This is a genomic window from Streptomyces flavofungini, assembly GCF_014650815.1.
Lineage (GTDB): Bacteria > Actinomycetota > Actinomycetes > Streptomycetales > Streptomycetaceae > Streptomyces > Streptomyces flavofungini.
The window spans coordinates 547,436-562,642 of the sequence record NZ_BMVR01000002.1; the positions used below are offsets into that span (position 1 = coordinate 547,436).

General features: G+C 71.4%; 14 protein-coding genes. 8 read left to right on the top strand and 6 right to left on the bottom strand.

What is annotated here, in order from left to right; genetic code table 11:
* The first annotated feature begins 280 nt into the window (after positions 1-280).
* Positions 281-946 carry a DUF6542 domain-containing protein gene (locus IE274_RS06240; protein WP_372447097.1) on the top strand — a complete coding sequence of 222 codons (666 nt, stop codon included), beginning with the start codon at positions 281-283 and terminating at the stop codon, positions 944-946.
* A 143-nt stretch (positions 947-1,089) separates the two neighbouring features.
* On the opposite strand, the gene ppgK is transcribed toward IE274_RS06240, so the two are convergent.
* Together ppgK and IE274_RS06250 are read right to left on the bottom strand one after the other, a co-directional pair.
* Positions 1,090-1,842 carry a polyphosphate--glucose phosphotransferase gene (gene ppgK / locus IE274_RS06245; protein ID WP_190114549.1) on the bottom strand — a complete coding sequence of 251 codons (753 nt, stop codon included), beginning with the start codon at positions 1,840-1,842 and terminating at the stop codon, positions 1,090-1,092.
* A gap of 66 nt (positions 1,843-1,908) precedes the next feature.
* Positions 1,909-2,895, bottom strand: coding sequence for a 4-hydroxy-3-methylbut-2-enyl diphosphate reductase (locus IE274_RS06250; protein WP_372447096.1), 987 nt, complete (start codon positions 2,893-2,895; stop codon positions 1,909-1,911).
* 95 nt (positions 2,896-2,990) lie between these two features.
* Between IE274_RS06250 and IE274_RS06255 the strand changes: the two genes are divergently transcribed.
* The 4 genes from IE274_RS06255 to IE274_RS06270 all read left to right on the top strand — a co-directional run bounded on the left by IE274_RS06255 (position 2,991) and on the right by IE274_RS06270 (position 6,740).
* Positions 2,991-4,385, top strand: coding sequence for an APC family permease (locus IE274_RS06255; protein WP_229909256.1), 1,395 nt, complete (start codon positions 2,991-2,993; stop codon positions 4,383-4,385).
* 35 nt (positions 4,386-4,420) lie between these two features.
* Complete coding sequence (gene xseA, locus IE274_RS06260; protein ID WP_190114551.1) at positions 4,421-5,644, top strand: exodeoxyribonuclease VII large subunit; 1,224 nt, start codon at positions 4,421-4,423, stop codon at positions 5,642-5,644.
* A 9-nt stretch (positions 5,645-5,653) separates the two neighbouring features.
* Positions 5,654-5,902, top strand: a complete 249-nt coding sequence (locus tag IE274_RS06265) for an exodeoxyribonuclease VII small subunit (protein ID WP_190114552.1) — start codon at positions 5,654-5,656, stop codon at positions 5,900-5,902.
* A gap of 247 nt (positions 5,903-6,149) precedes the next feature.
* Positions 6,150-6,740 (top strand): malonic semialdehyde reductase, encoded by a 591-nt coding sequence (locus IE274_RS06270; protein WP_190114553.1) that lies wholly within the window; start codon positions 6,150-6,152, stop codon positions 6,738-6,740.
* A gap of 77 nt (positions 6,741-6,817) precedes the next feature.
* On the opposite strand, the gene IE274_RS06275 is transcribed toward IE274_RS06270, so the two are convergent.
* Positions 6,818-7,360: a DUF4245 domain-containing protein gene (locus IE274_RS06275; protein ID WP_190114554.1), complete on the bottom strand. Its 543-nt coding sequence runs from the start codon at positions 7,358-7,360 to the stop codon at positions 6,818-6,820.
* A 203-nt stretch (positions 7,361-7,563) separates the two neighbouring features.
* On the opposite strand from IE274_RS06275, the gene glpX reads away from it, so the two are divergent.
* A complete protein-coding gene (gene glpX, locus IE274_RS06280; RefSeq protein WP_190114555.1) occupies positions 7,564-8,598 on the top strand; it encodes a class II fructose-bisphosphatase in 1,035 nt (344 codons plus the stop codon).
* Between the two features lie 97 nt (positions 8,599-8,695).
* Here glpX and IE274_RS06285 read toward each other — a convergent pair whose 3' ends face one another.
* Together IE274_RS06285 and IE274_RS06290 are read right to left on the bottom strand one after the other, a co-directional pair.
* Entirely contained in the window at positions 8,696-9,112 is a 417-nt protein-coding gene (locus IE274_RS06285) for a WhiB family transcriptional regulator (RefSeq protein ID WP_372447095.1), read from the bottom strand.
* Between the two features lie 181 nt (positions 9,113-9,293).
* The gene (locus IE274_RS06290; RefSeq protein ID WP_190114557.1) at positions 9,294-9,962 is read right to left on the bottom strand and encodes a DUF1707 SHOCT-like domain-containing protein; all 669 of its coding nucleotides are present in this window, start codon (positions 9,960-9,962) and stop codon (positions 9,294-9,296) included.
* A gap of 175 nt (positions 9,963-10,137) precedes the next feature.
* Between IE274_RS06290 and IE274_RS06295 the strand changes: the two genes are divergently transcribed.
* The gene (locus IE274_RS06295; protein ID WP_190114558.1) at positions 10,138-11,805 is read left to right on the top strand and encodes a fumarate hydratase; all 1,668 of its coding nucleotides are present in this window, start codon (positions 10,138-10,140) and stop codon (positions 11,803-11,805) included.
* Positions 11,806-11,941: 136 nt separating this feature from the next.
* Here IE274_RS06295 and IE274_RS06300 read toward each other — a convergent pair whose 3' ends face one another.
* Positions 11,942-13,489 carry a ricin-type beta-trefoil lectin domain protein gene (locus IE274_RS06300; RefSeq protein ID WP_190114559.1) on the bottom strand — a complete coding sequence of 516 codons (1,548 nt, stop codon included), beginning with the start codon at positions 13,487-13,489 and terminating at the stop codon, positions 11,942-11,944.
* A 132-nt stretch (positions 13,490-13,621) separates the two neighbouring features.
* On the opposite strand from IE274_RS06300, the gene IE274_RS06305 reads away from it, so the two are divergent.
* Entirely contained in the window at positions 13,622-15,055 is a 1,434-nt protein-coding gene (locus IE274_RS06305) for a class II fumarate hydratase (protein ID WP_190114560.1), read from the top strand.
* The last annotated feature ends 152 nt before the right edge of the window (positions 15,056-15,207 follow it).

The following is a 15,207-nucleotide window of genomic DNA, read 5'->3' on the forward strand; positions in this document are numbered from 1 at the left end:
GGGGTGACAGGGGCTGGCTTGCCTCCCGGGACGGTCGGCGGTGCTGCGCGCTGTCCTCGTCGTCCGGGGCGATCCACCAGTCTGGCGATCCACCAGTCTACGGCGTGTCGCGCCCCGCCCCCGTACCGCCGTCCGGCCCGCCCGGGGACGCCGTCGGGCCCCGCCCCGGGGCACCGGCACCCCCGCCCCGTACCGCCGCCCTGTCGAACGCATCGCCAAGGTCGGCCAAAACGCGTGTCCCAATACGGTATGACCACCCGGGCCGACCTAGGTTGGTCCGGTGGAGCAACACAGGACCCGTCCCCCGGGCGCAAGGCCGCGCCGCACCGCGCCGCTGCCCGAACAAGGCAGCCCCGCGGAGCCCCCCGTCCCCCGTACCCCGCCGGGCCCCCGCAGGCCCGCGTCGCCGGTCGTCCGCGTCCTGCGCAGAACGCCGGTGTACCGCAAGGTCAGCCGGATGCCGCTGTACCGGGCGCTGCGCCGCATGCCCAATCCGCGCCTGACCGGCCTCGGCAGCGGGCTCTTCGCCGCGGCCGTGATGTTCGTCCTCGCGTGTCTGCTCCGGCTGCTCTTCGGCGGTTCGCTCGTCGCGTACGGCGTGCTGTTCCTGCCCGTGAGCGCGCTCACCGCGCTGTGGGTGCGGCCCGCCGACCTGGTCACCGCGCCCGTCGCGGTGCCGATCGCGTTCGCGGCCGGGGTGCTGCCGATCTCCGGCGGCACCGGTGGCTTCGGCGGTCAGTTCATGGGGCTGCTCACGTCGCTCGCGCTGCACGCGGGGTGGCTGTACGGCGGGACGCTGGTCGCCGGTGTCATCGTGACCGTACGCAAGGTCAAGCTCATGACGCGGCGGCGGCAGCAGCGACAGTGGCAGCAGCAACAGCAGCGGCAGCGGGGTGGGCAGGTACGGCCGGGCGGACAGCCGCAGCGGCGCGTGCCTGCCTCCTAGGGCCAGGAGGTCGCGCCGGGGCGCCGCGCCGGGGCGCGCCCCCTCCGGGCCGCACGGGGCACGTGCCGCCCAGGCCGCACGGGGCACCCGCCCTGCCGACCCCACGGGCACCGCACGGGCACCCCACCGCCGGGCCCCGCGGGCTACGCCCCCTGACCGGCCGCCCGCGCGGCCATCGCCGCGCCCACGATGCCCGCGTTGTTCTGCAGTTCCGCCGGGACGATCTCGGCCTCGATGCCCTCGATCAGGGGCAGGAACTTGTGGGCCTTGCGGCTCACGCCGCCGCCGATGATGAACAGCTCGGGCGAGAACAGCATCTCGACGTGGGCCAGGTACTTCTGGACGCGGTGCGCCCAGTGCTCCCAGGTCAGCTCCTCGTCCTCGCGGGCCTTGGAGGAGGCCTTCTTCTCCGCGTCGTGACCGTGCAGCTCCAGGTGGCCCAGTTCGGTGTTCGGCACGAGGTGGCCGCCGGTGAAGACGGCGCTGCCGATGCCCGTGCCGAGGGTCAGCGTGATGACCGTGCCGGTCCGGCCGCGGCCCGCGCCGAAGTGCATCTCGGCGACGCCCGCCGCGTCCGCGTCGTTCAGGACGGTCACCGGGGCGCCGCCGATGCGCTCGGAGACCAGGGCCCGGATGTCCGTACCGATCCAGCTCTTGTCGACGTTCGCCGCCGTCCGCGCCGCGCCGTCCATGATCACGCCCGGGAACGTGGCACCGACCGGGCCGGTCCAGCCGAAGTGCTCGACGACCTCGCGCACGCCCTCGACCACGCCCTCGGGCGTGGCCGGCTGCGGCGTCAGCACCTTGTGCCGCTCCTGGGCCAGGTCCCCGCGCTCCAGGTCAACGGGTGCCCCCTTGATCCCGGATCCGCCGATGTCCACACCGAAGATCTGCATGGGCTCCACGTTACGACGCCGGACTGACCGTCACTCCCCGGTTGCCCCGGACGGCAGCGCCCGGGGCTACTTCTTCCCGGACAGCTCCGCCGCCTCGCCGCGCAGGTCACGGCGCAGCTCCTTGGGCAGCGAGAACGTGATCGACTCGTCGGCCGTCTTCACCGTCTCCACGTCCGCGTACCCGCGCTCGGCCAGCCACTCCAGGACGCCGTTCACCAGGACGTCCGGGACGGACGCGCCCGAGGTCAGGCCGACCGTGGTGACGCCCTCCAGCCAGGCCTCGTCGATCTCGTCGGCGCTGTCCACCAGGTGGGACGCGGGCACGCCCGCTTCCAGGGCGACCTCGACCATGCGGATGGAGTTCGAGGAGTTCTTGGAGCCGACGACGATGACGAGCTCGGCGTCCTCCGCGAGCTTCTTCACCGCGATCTGGCGGTTCTGGGTGGCGTAGCAGATGTCGTCGCTCGGCGGCGAGAGGAGGTTCGGGAACTTGCCCTTCAGGGCGTCCACCGTCTCCATGGTCTCGTCCACGGAGAGCGTGGTCTGGGAGAGCCAGACGACCTTGTCCGGGTCGCGCACCTCGACGTTGGCGACGTCCTCGGGGCCGTCGACAAGCGTGATGTGGTCGGGGGCCTCACCGGACGTGCCGATGACCTCCTCGTGCCCCTCGTGGCCGATCAGGAGGATGTCGAAGTCCTCCTTGGCGAACCGCACCGCTTCTTTGTGGACCTTGGTCACCAGCGGGCAGGTCGCGTCGATCGTCGCGAGCTTGCGCTCGGCGGCCTCCGCGTGGACCGTCGGCGCGACGCCGTGCGCGGAGAACATCACGATGGAGCCCTCCGGCACCTCCTCCACCTGGTCTACGAAGATGGCGCCCTTCTTCTCCAGGGTCTGCACGACGTACTTGTTGTGGACGATCTCGTGGCGGACATAGATCGGGGCCCCGTACTGCTCCAGGGCCTTCTCGACGGCGATCACGGCACGGTCCACACCCGCGCAGTAGCCACGGGGAGCGGCGAGCAGGACACGGCGGGAGCCAGGCGTTGCAGTCATGCAGACCATCGTAAGGCCGCGTACGACAGGTCAAAGATCGCCTCAGTGGGGAGACTGGAGCCACTGCGTGACCAGCGGAGGCACCCGGAGGCTCGATGTCCCCCCACACGACGAATGCGCCCCTGCCGCCCGACGGGGACGGACCCCCGGCCGAGGGCGAGGGCCTCAGACGGAGCCTCGGCTTCCGTGACCTCGTCGTCTACGGGCTCCTCTTCATCGCCCCGATGGCCCCGGTCGGCGTCTTCGGGACGCTCGACGCGAAGTCGCACGGCGCGGTCGCGCTGGTCTACGTCATCGCGACCGTCGCCATGGCGTTCACCGCCTTCAGCTACGCGCAGATGGTGAAAGTGGTCCCCCTGGCGGGCTCGGTGTTCGCCTACGCGCGCGCGGGGCTCGGCAACGGGCCCGGGTTCGTCGCGGGCTGGATGGCGATGCTGGACTATCTGCTCATCCCGGCCGTCGCGTACCTCTTCTCCGGGATCGCCATGCACGAGCTGGTGCCGTCGGTGGGCCAGTGGGTGTGGACGTCGATCGCGGTGGCCCTGACGACGGCCTTGAACCTGTGGGGGGTGCGGCCCGCGGCCCGGGTCGGGTTCGCGGTGCTCGCGCTGGAGATCGTGGTCCTGCTGGTGTTCGTGGTGTCGGCCGTCGTGGTGCTCGCGCGGGACGGGGCGGAGCGGGGGTGGCTCTCGCCGCTCACGGGCGACGGTACGCAGGGGGCGTTCGCCCTTTCGGCGGTGGTGGGCGCCGTGTCCGTGGCCGTCCTGTCCTACCTCGGGTTCGACGCGATCGCGTCGTTCGCGGAGGAGGTGACGGGCGGGTCGGCGAAGGTGGCTCGGGCGGTGCTGTTCTGTCTGGCTCTGACCGGTGTGCTGTTCGTCGCGCAGACGTATCTGGTGGCGCTGCTGTCGCCGGTCTCGTCGGCCGACCTCGCCGCCCATCCCGGCGATCAGGGGTCCGCGTTCTACTCCGCCGTGGACGCGGCGGTCGGGGACTGGCTGCATGACCTGGTGGCGGTCAGCAAGGCGATCGGTGCGGCGTTCGCGGCGCTGGCCGGGCAGGCGGCCGCGGGGCGGTTGCTGTTCGCCATGTCGCGGGATCGGCGGTTGCCCCGGCTGCTGTCAAAGACCGAGTCGGGTACGCCCCGGGTCGCGCTGCTGTGTGCGGCTGTCGTCACGCTCGTCGCCGCCGTGTGGGCGTCCCGGCGGGACGACGGCATGGACCATCTGGTGTCCGTCGTGGACATCGGGGCGCTGACGGCCTTCTTCCTGCTGCACGCGAGCGTGGTGGGGTGGTTCGCGGTGCGGCGGCGGGCGGGTGCGGTGAGCTGGTGGCGGCATGTTCTGGTGCCGGTGCTCGGTGCGGCGATCGTCGTCGCCGTCATCGTGGAGGCGTCCGGCTCGGCGCAGGTGGTGGGCGCGATCTGGCTGGGGGTGGGGCTTGCGGTGCTGGCCGCCCAGGGGGCTCGGGGCAAGCCGCCGGTTCCGTAGGGGGCGGTGTCAGTGAGGGCCGTTACGCTCGGCTCATGGGTCTCAATACGTCCGCTGACGCGCCGCTTCCCGTGGGGGAGGTGTCCCGGCTCATCGGAGGGTGGATCGATCGGCTCGGGGCGATCTGGGTGGAGGGGCAGATCACGCAGTTGTCGCGGCGGCCGGGGGCGGGCGTGGTGTTCATGACGCTGCGCGACCCCTCGCACGACATCTCCGTGAGCGTCACGTGCTACCGGCAGGTGTTCGATGCCATCGCGGACGTCGTGTCGGAGGGCGCCCGCGTCGTGGTGCACGCCAAGCCGGAGTGGTACGCGCCGCGGGGCCAGCTGTCCCTGCGGGCGGCGGAGATCAAGCCGGTCGGCGTCGGGGAGCTGCTCGCCCGACTTGAGCAGCTCAAGAAGTCCCTGGCCGCCGAGGGCCTGTTCGCGCCGGAGCGCAAGAAGCCGCTGCCGTTCCTGCCGCAGCTCATCGGCCTGGTCTGCGGCCGCGCCTCGGCCGCCGAGCGGGACGTCCTGGAGAACGCCCGGCACCGCTGGCCGGCCGTCCGCTTCGAGGTGCGCAACGTCCCGGTGCAGGGCGTGCACGCCGTGCCCCAGGTGGTGCAGGCGGTCAAGGAGCTGGACGCGCTGGACGAGGTCGACGTGATCGTCGTCGCGAGGGGCGGCGGCAGCGTGGAGGACCTGCTGCCGTTCTCCGACGAGCAGTTGGTCCGGACGGTGGCCTCGTGCCGTACGCCCGTGGTGTCCGCGATCGGCCACGAGCCGGACACGCCCCTGCTCGACTACGTGGCGGACCTGCGCGCCTCGACCCCCACGGACGCGGCGAAGAAGGTCGTGCCGGACGTCGGCGAGGAGTACGAACGCGTCGCGTTCCTGCGGGACCGCGCGCGCCGCAGCGTCGAGGCCTACCTGGACCGCGAGGAGCGCGGCCTCGCGCACGCCCTGGCCCGCCCCTGCATGGAGCGCCCGCACCGCATGGTCGAGGAGCGCGAGGAGCAGATCACGGCGTACGCGGACCGCGCGCGCCGTACGCTCGGCCACCTCCTGGACCGCGCGGAGTCGGAGCTGACCCACACGCACGCGCGCGTGGTGGCCCTCTCCCCCGCGGCCACGCTCCAGCGGGGGTACGCGGTGCTGCAGAAGCAGACCGCGGCCGGGGGCGGTGGCGCGGTGGTCCGGGCGGCCGACGAGGTGACGTCCGGCGAGGAGTTGCGGGCCCGGGTCGCCGACGGCGAATTCACGGTACGAGTCGACATCTAGGGTGGGCGCATGACCAGCAGTACGGACACGGAAGCGGCGTCGCTCGGCTACGAGCAGGCCCGGGACGAGCTGATCGAGGTGGTGCGCCGCCTGGAGGCCGGGGGCACGAGCCTGGAGGAGTCGCTCGCCCTGTGGGAACGCGGCGAGGAGCTGGCCGCGGCCTGCCGCCGCTGGCTGGACGGGGCCCGCGCCCGCCTCGACGCGGCGCTTGCGGCACCGGACGCCGCCGACGACGACTCGGACGCCGAGGACGCGTAGGCCACCGCGGCCGCGCAGGCCACGCAGGCCACGTAAGACAAGCCAGGGCGGCCCCCGGGCACCGGCCCCCCGGGGCACCGCCTGATCCACTTCCACTCCTGTGAAGCGGATCACCACACCCCGGTTTTAGTTGAACATTGAACCTCGCTGTCGTACTGTCGATCTCACCGGCAGCCACCGGAGCACCCCCCAAGTGCCCCGACACCCCCGCCGGAACCCTCAGCCACGCATCGAGAAGGTTGTAAAGATGTCCCTCGTTCTTGACCCCGCCGCCCAGGACCTGCTGTTCCGCGAGGCCCGCACCGCGAACACCTTCACCGACGAGCCCGTCACCGAGGAGCAGGTCCAGGCCATCTACGACCTGGTCAAGTACGGGCCCACCGCCTTCAACCAGTCGCCGCTGCGCGTGACCCTGGTCCGCTCCCCCGAGGCCCGCGAGCGCCTGGTGCAGCACATGGCCGAGGGCAACCGCCCGAAGACCGCCACGGCGCCGCTGGTCGCGATCCTCGCCGCGGACAACGAGTTCCACGAGGAGCTCCCGGCCCTCTTCCCGCACTTCCCGCAGGCCAAGGACGCGTTCTTCTCCGAGCGCCCCGTCCGTGAGCAGGCCGCGGGACTGAACGCCGCCCTGCAGGCCGCGTACTTCATCGTCGGCATCCGCGCCGCCGGCCTCGCCGCCGGACCGATGACCGGCTTCGACTTCGCGGGCGTGCAGAAGGAGTTCCTGGACGACGACCACACCCCGCTGATGGTCGTCAACATCGGCAAGCCGGGCGACGACGCCTGGTTCCCGCGCTCCCCGCGCCTGGAGTACGACGACGTCATCACGACCGTCTGAGTCCCGCCGTACGACGAGAGGCCCCCGGCAACCGCCGGGGGCCTCTCGTCGTACGGCGAACCGCCGCGCGCGAACCGCTACACGCTGGTCTCGACCGGCGTCCGCTTCATCTCCAGGGACTCCGCCATCGCCGTGAGCTGACCGAACGAGGCCGTCCCGGCGACCACCGTCGTGGCGCCCTTGTCCTGCAGGACGAGCGCGTCGTAGCGCGAACCCTCGTAGCGGTGCCAGGTCTTGCCCGCGATCTTCTGGGTCCGGTCCGTCTTGCGGGCCTTCTGCGTGGCCGTGTCGATGAACTGGGACGGCTTGGCCGTGGACTGCTTGACCGTCACGTACTCGCCGGCCGGGTCGAGGAAGCCCAGGTGCCAGCTGTCGTGGTCGGCGCCGTTGAACCGCACCGACGTCGGCTTCCACGACTTGGGCAGGCCCTGGGGCGCCGCCACCGGATACGCCGCGGCCCGCCGGGCGGTCAGAAGCTCGACGCGGTAGTCGACCCGCTCGACCGGTTGCTCGGACTCGTCGTGCGGGACGAAGACGTAGATCACTGCCACCACGATGCCGATGACGGCCATCGAGAGCAGCATGTTCCGCACGGTCTGCTTGCCATTTCTGCCTGCCACGCCCCCAATCGTCGCAGGTCCCGTCAGCGCCCCGGGCCGCACCCCCACCCGCGCTCAGGTGTAGGGCCCTCTGCTCATTCTTTCGACCTGCGGATAGAGTCAAGGCATATCCCTCATCCGGCCGCCCGCCCGTCTCCCACCCCCGCCCTTCCAGGGACGCCCTTCGGGCGCAGTTTTTATTCGCATCAGAAAGGTGCGCCTCGATGACCGAGCATCATTCGCTGCCGTCCGAACTCGTGGTCTCCCCGGAGGCCCCCGACCGCAACCTGGCCCTGGAGCTCGTCCGGGTCACCGAAGCCGCCGCCATGGCCGCGGGCCGCTGGGTCGGCCGCGGCGACAAGATCGGCGCGGACGGTGCCGCCGTCAGGGCCATGCGGACCCTCGTCCACACCGTGTCGATGAACGGCGTCGTCGTCATCGGGGAGGGCGAGAAGGACGAGGCGCCGATGCTCTTCAACGGCGAGCGGATCGGCGACGGCACGGGCGCCGAGGTCGACATCGCCGTCGACCCGATCGACGGCACCACCCTGACCGCCAAGGGCCAGCCCAACGCCATCGCCGTCCTTGCCGCCGCGGACCGCGGCGCCATGTTCGACCCGTCCGCCGTGTTCTACATGGACAAGCTGGTCACCGGCCCCGAGGCCGCCGACTACGTGGACATCAACGCGCCCGCCGCGGTCAACATCCGGCGCGTCGCCAAGGCCAAGAAGTCCTCGCCCGAGGACGTCACGGTGATGATCCTGGACCGACCCCGGCACGAGGGCATCGTCAAGGAGATCCGCGAGACCGGCGCCCGCATCAAGTTCATCTCGGACGGCGACGTGGCCGGTTCGGTCATGGCGGTCCGCGAGGGCACCGGCGTCGACCTGCTGATGGGCGTCGGCGGCACCCCCGAGGGCATCATCAGCGCCTGCGCGATCAAGTGCCTGGGCGGCGTCATCCAGGGCAAGCTGTGGCCCAAGGACGACGAGGAGAAGCAGCGCGCGATCGACGCCGGGCACGACCTGGACCGCACGCTCTCCACGAACGACCTGGTCAGCGGCGACAACGTGTTCTTCGTCGCGACCGGCATCACCGACGGCGAACTGCTCCGCGGGGTGCGCTACCGCGCGGAGAACGCCTCGACGTCCTCGCTCGTGATGCGCTCCAAGTCCGGCACCATCCGGCAGATCGACTCCGACCACCGGCTCTCGAAGCTGCGCGCGTACAGCGCCATCGACTTCGATCGCGCCAAGTAGGCACGGGCCGCGGTCGGCGGCGTACGACGACGGGGGCGCTCCGTGCGGGAAGCGCCCCCGTCGTCGTACGAGGATGCGGTCTCGTGGCGAACGGGACCTAGCCCGCGGCCGCGATGGTGCCCGCCGCGGTGCGGGTGGCCTTCTGCAGCTCCAGGTCGCGGCGGCGGCGCCGGGCCAGGACCACGCGGCGCTCGGCGGCGGTCAGGCCGCCCCAGACGCCGTACGGCTCGGGCTGGAGCAGGGCGTGCTCACGGCACTCGACCATCACGGGACAGCGGGCGCAGACGCGCTTCGCGGCCTCCTCGCGGGAGAGCCGGGCGGCGGTGGGCTCCTTGGACGGGGCGAAGAACAGTCCGGCCTCGTCCCGGCGGCACACGGCGTCGGAGTGCCATGGGTTGTCCTGGTCCCGCTCTCGCGCTGGCACCCTTCCCCAAGCATTCGACTGCCCTCGTGCAGGGGCGGCCCCGTCCGCCGGGGCGGCGACCTGCAGGGACTGATGCGTCGGTTGCAGCACGGTCTACTCCTGACGACGGCTTCGCGAGCGAGAGACGATGCCCGAAGCTCTACCCGCTGTGTGCGGGCCTATGCACTGTGTTCCGGTGTACGGAAGCTCCGGTTCCTGCCATGCGGCGCGGGTGGCCGGAACCTGTCGTCGTGGGGAGTGCGCCGGAGCGCGGCCGCGGCGGGCGGTCCGCTCAGCCCTCCAGCCGCTTGCGCAGATATCCGCGCAGGTCACGGACGAGTTTGCCGCGCTTGGGGCGGGCCTTGATGTCCCCGAAGACGGCGCAGCCCTCGACGAAGACGACCGGGGCGTCCTCCTCCTCGGCGTCCAGGGTGTCCACTTCGACGGTGCCGAAGACTCCGGTGCCGCGGCCGCGCAGCGAGATGTTCTCCGGGACCCGGATCCGCACGTCGCCGAACAGCGCGAATCCCTTGATCACGACCTGCCGGTGCTCGAACACGGCCTCGCTGAGGTCGATCACCACGTCGCTGAACACGGCGTACGCGTGCGTGCGGCGGCCGACGCGCCAGCGGCCCTTGCGGACGGCGTCACCGAAGACCGCGTGCAGGGTCTCGTCGGCGGTCTCGGGGACCTCTCCGGGCGCGGGGCGGGCGGGGGCCTTCTGGAACGCGGGGGCCTTGTCGCCGGGGGCGGGCAGGTCCTCCACGAAGGGTTCGAGCTCGGCGACGGTCTTGGCGTGGTAGACCCCGTCGAGCCGCTCGCCGTGCTCCTCCGGGTCCAGGCGGCCCGTGGCGAGCGCCTCGGCGAGGATGTCGGCGGCGCGGTCTCGGTCGGCGTCCGAGGCGCGCAGCGGCGCGGGCGCCTTGGCGGCAGGGGGCTGGGAACGCTTCTCTAGGTCCACGCCGTCAGCGTACCCAGACGCGATAGATCGCGACTAGCCCCCGCGACGGGTGGCTCCCCCGGCGCCGTCAAGTGAGCCTTACCTCACCAGATGACCGCGCCCGGCGCGCTCTACGCTGGTCTGGCGCCACCAATGGAGGTCGCGCCGCTGTCTGCCGAGTGAGGAATTGGGCGTCATGCCAGAGTTTGCGTACTCCGATCTGCTCCCGCTGGGAGAGGACACCACTCCGTACCGGTTGGTGACCTCCGAGGGTGTGTCCACCTTCGAGGCCGACGGGCGCACGTTCCTCAAGGTCGAGCCGGAGGCGCTGCGCAAGCTCGCCGCCGAGGCGATCCACGACATCCAGCACTATCTGCGCCCCGCCCACCTGGCGCAGCTGCGGCGCATCGTGGACGACCCGGAGGCCTCGGGCAACGACAAGTTCGTGGCCCTGGACCTGCTGAAGAACGCGAACATCGCCGCCGCGGGCGTCCTGCCCATGTGCCAGGACACCGGCACGGCCATCGTGATGGGCAAGCGCGGCCAGCACGTCCTCACCGAGGGCGGCGACGAGGAAGCCCTCTCGCGCGGCATCTACGACGCGTACACGAAGCTGAACCTGCGCTACTCGCAGATGGCCCCGCTGACCATGTGGGACGAGAAGAACACCGGCTCCAACCTGCCCGCGCAGATCGAGCTGTACGCGACCGACGGCGGCGCCTACAAGTTCCTCTTCATGGCCAAGGGCGGCGGCAGCGCCAACAAGTCCTTCCTCTACCAGGAGACCAAGGCGGTCCTGAACGAGGCCTCCATGATGAAGTTCCTGGAGGAGAAGATCCGTTCGCTCGGCACGGCCGCCTGCCCGCCGTACCACCTGGCGATCGTCGTCGGCGGCACGTCCGCCGAGTTCGCCCTGAAGACCGCGAAGTACGCCTCCGCGCACTACCTGGACGAGCTGCCCGCCGAGGGCTCGGCGACCGGCCACGGCTTCCGGGACAAGGATCTTGAGGAGAAGGTCTTCGAGCTGACGCAGAAGATCGGCATCGGCGCGCAGTTCGGCGGCAAGTACTTCTGCCACGACGTGCGCGTGGTGCGCCTGCCCCGGCACGGCGCCTCGCTGCCCGTCGCGATCGCCGTGTCCTGCTCGGCCGACCGCCAGGCCACCGCGAAGATCACCGCCGAGGGCGTGTTCCTGGAACAGTTGGAGACGGACCCGGCGCGCTTCCTGCCGGACACCGAGGACTCCCACCTGGACGAGTCCGGCGACGTCGTCAAGATCGACCTCAACCAGCCCATGGACGCCATCCTCGCCGAGCTGACCAAGCACCCGGTGAAGACCCGCCTCTCCCTCACCGGACCGCTCGTCGTGGCCCGCGACATCGCGCACGCCAAGATCAAGGAGCGGCTCGACGCGGGCGAGGAGATGCCGCAGTACCTGAAGGACCACCCGGTGTACTACGCCGGTCCCGCGAAGACCCCCGAGGGCTACGCCTCCGGCTCCTTCGGGCCGACCACGGCCGGGCGCATGGACTCCTACGTGGAGCAGTTCCAGGCGGCGGGCGGTTCCAAGGTGATGCTGGCCAAGGGCAACCGCTCGCAGCAGGTCACCGCCGCGTGCGACGCGCACGGCGGCTTCTACCTGGGCTCCATCGGCGGCCCGGCCGCGCGGCTCGCGCAGGACTGCATCAAGAAGGTCGAGGTCGTCGAGTACGAGGAGCTCGGCATGGAGGCCGTCTGGAAGATCGAGGTCGAGGACTTCCCGGCGTTCGTCGTCGTCGACGACAAGGGCAACGACTTCTTCCAGAACCCGGCTCCCGAGCCGACGTTCACGTCCATTCCGGTGCGGGGGCCGGGGCTGGCGTAGCGGTTGCGGACGGCGGGGGATGGATTTCGCCCCCGCCGCCCCTACCCGTCCCGTCACCAGGGGCTGCGCCCCTTTGACCCCCAAGTGCGGGCTATCTGTGGCTGGGCGCGCAGTTCCCCGCGCCCCTTTGGGGCGCTTACGCGAACCGCTGGTTCGCCGCGCCCGTGCACTTCTGGAGCCGCAGCGGCTCCTTCGCGCCCGCGAGGGTCAGGCAGAGCGTGCTGTCCGCCGCCGGGCGCAGGGTCCCGGACTGCTTGACGAACTTCTGGTTGCCGTCGCCGTGGCAGTTCCAGAGGGTGACGGCGGTGCCTTCCTTGTACGCGCCCTCGGGCACGTCCAGGCAGCGGTCCTGGGTGAGGCCCGTGTGCAGGGAGCGTTGCCCGGAGTCGTACCACCAGGTCTGGTTGCGGTTGCCGGTGCAGTCCCAGCCCTGGACCTTGGTGCCGTTGCGGCTGCTTGAGGCGTCCACGTCGACGCAGGTCTTCGTGGCCTCGTTCGTCAGCGGCCGGTACGCGTCGTCCCAGCCGCCCTCCTGGAGCTTGGCGCTGCCCGTGGAGGCCGGGTCGGCGCAGCTGCCCTCGCGCCAGCCCGAGTTGTAGAGCTGGGTGAGGCAGGAGGCGAAGGCGCCGTGGCCCCGGGCGTTGGGGTGGAAGGACTGGCGGACCGAGTTGGAGTCCGGCGGGAACGGGTTGGTCAGGTCCACGTACAGGCCGCGGGCCCAGGTGTCCTCCATGCAGACCTCGTGGCCGTGGAAGAGCCGGGAGTTGTCGAGGTAGAGCGCGCCGGAGTTCTTCGCGGCCCTGCGCATCCCGCGTTCGAAGGCGGGCACGGCCTCGTTGCGGCCCCACTCGGTGTCGGAGTCGTACCCGAGGCCCCCGCAGGCCAGCTTGCCGGGGAACTGCGGGTTGTCGCGGAAGTCGGGGCCGATCGGGCTCGGGTAGCCCATGACGACGAGCTTGTAGTCGCCGCCCGCGTAGCCCGCCTGGTCCATGACGGTGCGCAGATCGCGTACGGACTGCTCGACCTTGGGCACCAGCGCGTCGACGCGGGCCTGCCAGCCCGCCTTGTACTTGGGCGCGCAGGGGCCCTGGAAGGTGAGATAGCGGGTCACGCAGTCGGTCATGACCGGTGAGAACTGCAGGTCGTCGTTGGCGCCGATGACGAGCAGGATCGTCTTGATCCGGGTGTTGCGGGCCTTGATGGCGAGGTTGTCGCTCTGCACCAGCTCGTCCGCGTACTGCTGCTGGCCGCCGATCCTGATGTTGGCGGTCTGCGCGCCCGAGCAGGCCACGTTGTACGTGACGTCCGCCGGGATGCCGGTGCGGTGGATGGCGGCGTCCGGCGAGCGGTGGCACCAGTTGTCGGGACCATTGGTGCCCTGCTCGTACGTGCCGATGCCCTCGCCGCTGATCTCGCTGTCCCCGAGGGAGATCAGGCCGGTCTTGCGGTCGGCGAGCGGGCGCTCGGCGGCGTCGCCGTAGAGCTTGGTGGCCTCGGCCGCGCGGATCTTCTCAAGCTCCGGCGGCAGTGGCGTCGCCGCCGGGGCGGGGCCCTTCGGGTCCGCGGCCTGCGCGGGGACGGCCGTCGCGGCCCCGCCGATCAGGACCGCGACGGCGGCGGCCGCCGTGAGCGTGCCGCGCAGCCGGCTCGCGCCGTCACGTCTGACGCGTTGAACGCGCTTCATTGCGCCTCCCCGGTTTCGTGTTACCCACGGTTTTTACTGGTGGGTAGGGGGGCTTGGGAATACTCCGAACAAGACAAGTGCTCAACTTTCTGAGGCAGTTGCGCATCCGGCACCACGGAAGGACCAACGGACATGAGCGGCGGCGACAGCGGCGAGCTTGGCCGAGACAACGGCGTTGACCAGGGCGGATACCGCGTCGAACACGACTCCATGGGCGAGGTGCGGGTCCCGGCCGACGCCAAGTGGCGGGCCCAGACCCAGCGCGCCGTGGAGAACTTCCCCGTCTCCGGCCAGCGTCTGGAGCGCGCCCACATCGCGGCCCTCGCCGAGATCAAGGCGGCCGCCGCGAAGGTCAACGCGGAGCTCGGCGTCCTCGACGCGGACATCGCCGGGGCCATCGTGGACGCCGCGCGCGAGGTCGCCGACGGGCGCTGGGACGCGCACTTCCCCGTCGACGTCTTCCAGACCGGCTCCGGCACCTCGTCCAACATGAACACCAACGAGGTCATCGCCACCCTCGCCACCGAGCGGCTCGGCCGGGACGTCCACCCCAACGACCACGTCAACGCCTCGCAGTCCTCCAACGACGTCTTCCCCTCCTCCCTCCACATCGCCGCCACCGCCGCCGTCACCGGCGACCTGATCCCCGCCCTCGACCACCTCGCCGCCGCCCTGTCGCGCAAGGCCGAGGAGTTCGCCGACGTCGTCAAGTCCGGGCGCACGCATCTGATGGACGCCACCCCCGTCACCCTCGGGCAGGAATTCGGGGGGTACGCGGCGCAGGTGCGGTACGGGGTCGAGCGGCTGCGGGCCTCGCTGCCGCGGCTCGCCGAACTGCCGCTCGGCGGGACCGCCGTGGGCACCGGCATCAACACCCCGCCCGGGTTCTCCGCCGCCGTCATCGCCGAGGTCGCGCGGGCCACGGGGCTGCCGCTCACCGAGGCGCGGGATCACTTCGAGGCGCAGGGAGCGCGGGACGGGGTGGTCGAGACCTCCGGTCAGCTCCGGACCATCGCCGTCGGGCTCACCAAGATCTCCAACGATCTGCGGTGGATGGCCTCCGGGCCGCGGACCGGGCTCGCCGAGATCAGCCTGCCCGACCTGCAGCCCGGATCCTCGATCATGCCCGGCAAGGTGAATCCCGTCGTTCCCGAGGCCGTCCTCATGGTGGCCGCGCAGGTCACCGGCAACGACACCACCGTCGCCGTCGCGGGGGCCGCCGGGAACTTCGAGCTCAACGTCATGCTGCCCGTCATCGCCAAGAACGTCCTGGAGTCGGTGCGGCTGCTCGCCAACGCGTCGCGGCTGCTCGCCGACCGGACGGTCGACGGGATCGTCGCCCATCGCGAGCGGGCCCGCGAGTACGCCGAGTCCTCGCCGTCCGTCGTCACCCCGCTCAACAAGTACATCGGGTACGAGGAGGCGGCGAAGGTCGCCAAGCGGGCGCTGGCGGAGCGCCGGACGATTCGTGAGGTGGTCCTCGACGCGGGGTACGTCGACCGGGGCGCCCTGACCCTCGCCCAGTTGGACGAGGCGCTGGACGTGCTGCGGATGACGCGGCCGTAGGCCTTCGTGGGGGCGCCCCAGTCCCACCCCTTCCCGGTCCCCGGGGCTCCGCCCCGGACCCCGCTCCTCAATCGCCGGAGGGGCTGGATTTTCCAGCCCGTCGTGGGGGTCCCCCCTGCTCCTTAAGAGCTTGGGGGAGATTGAGGACGAGG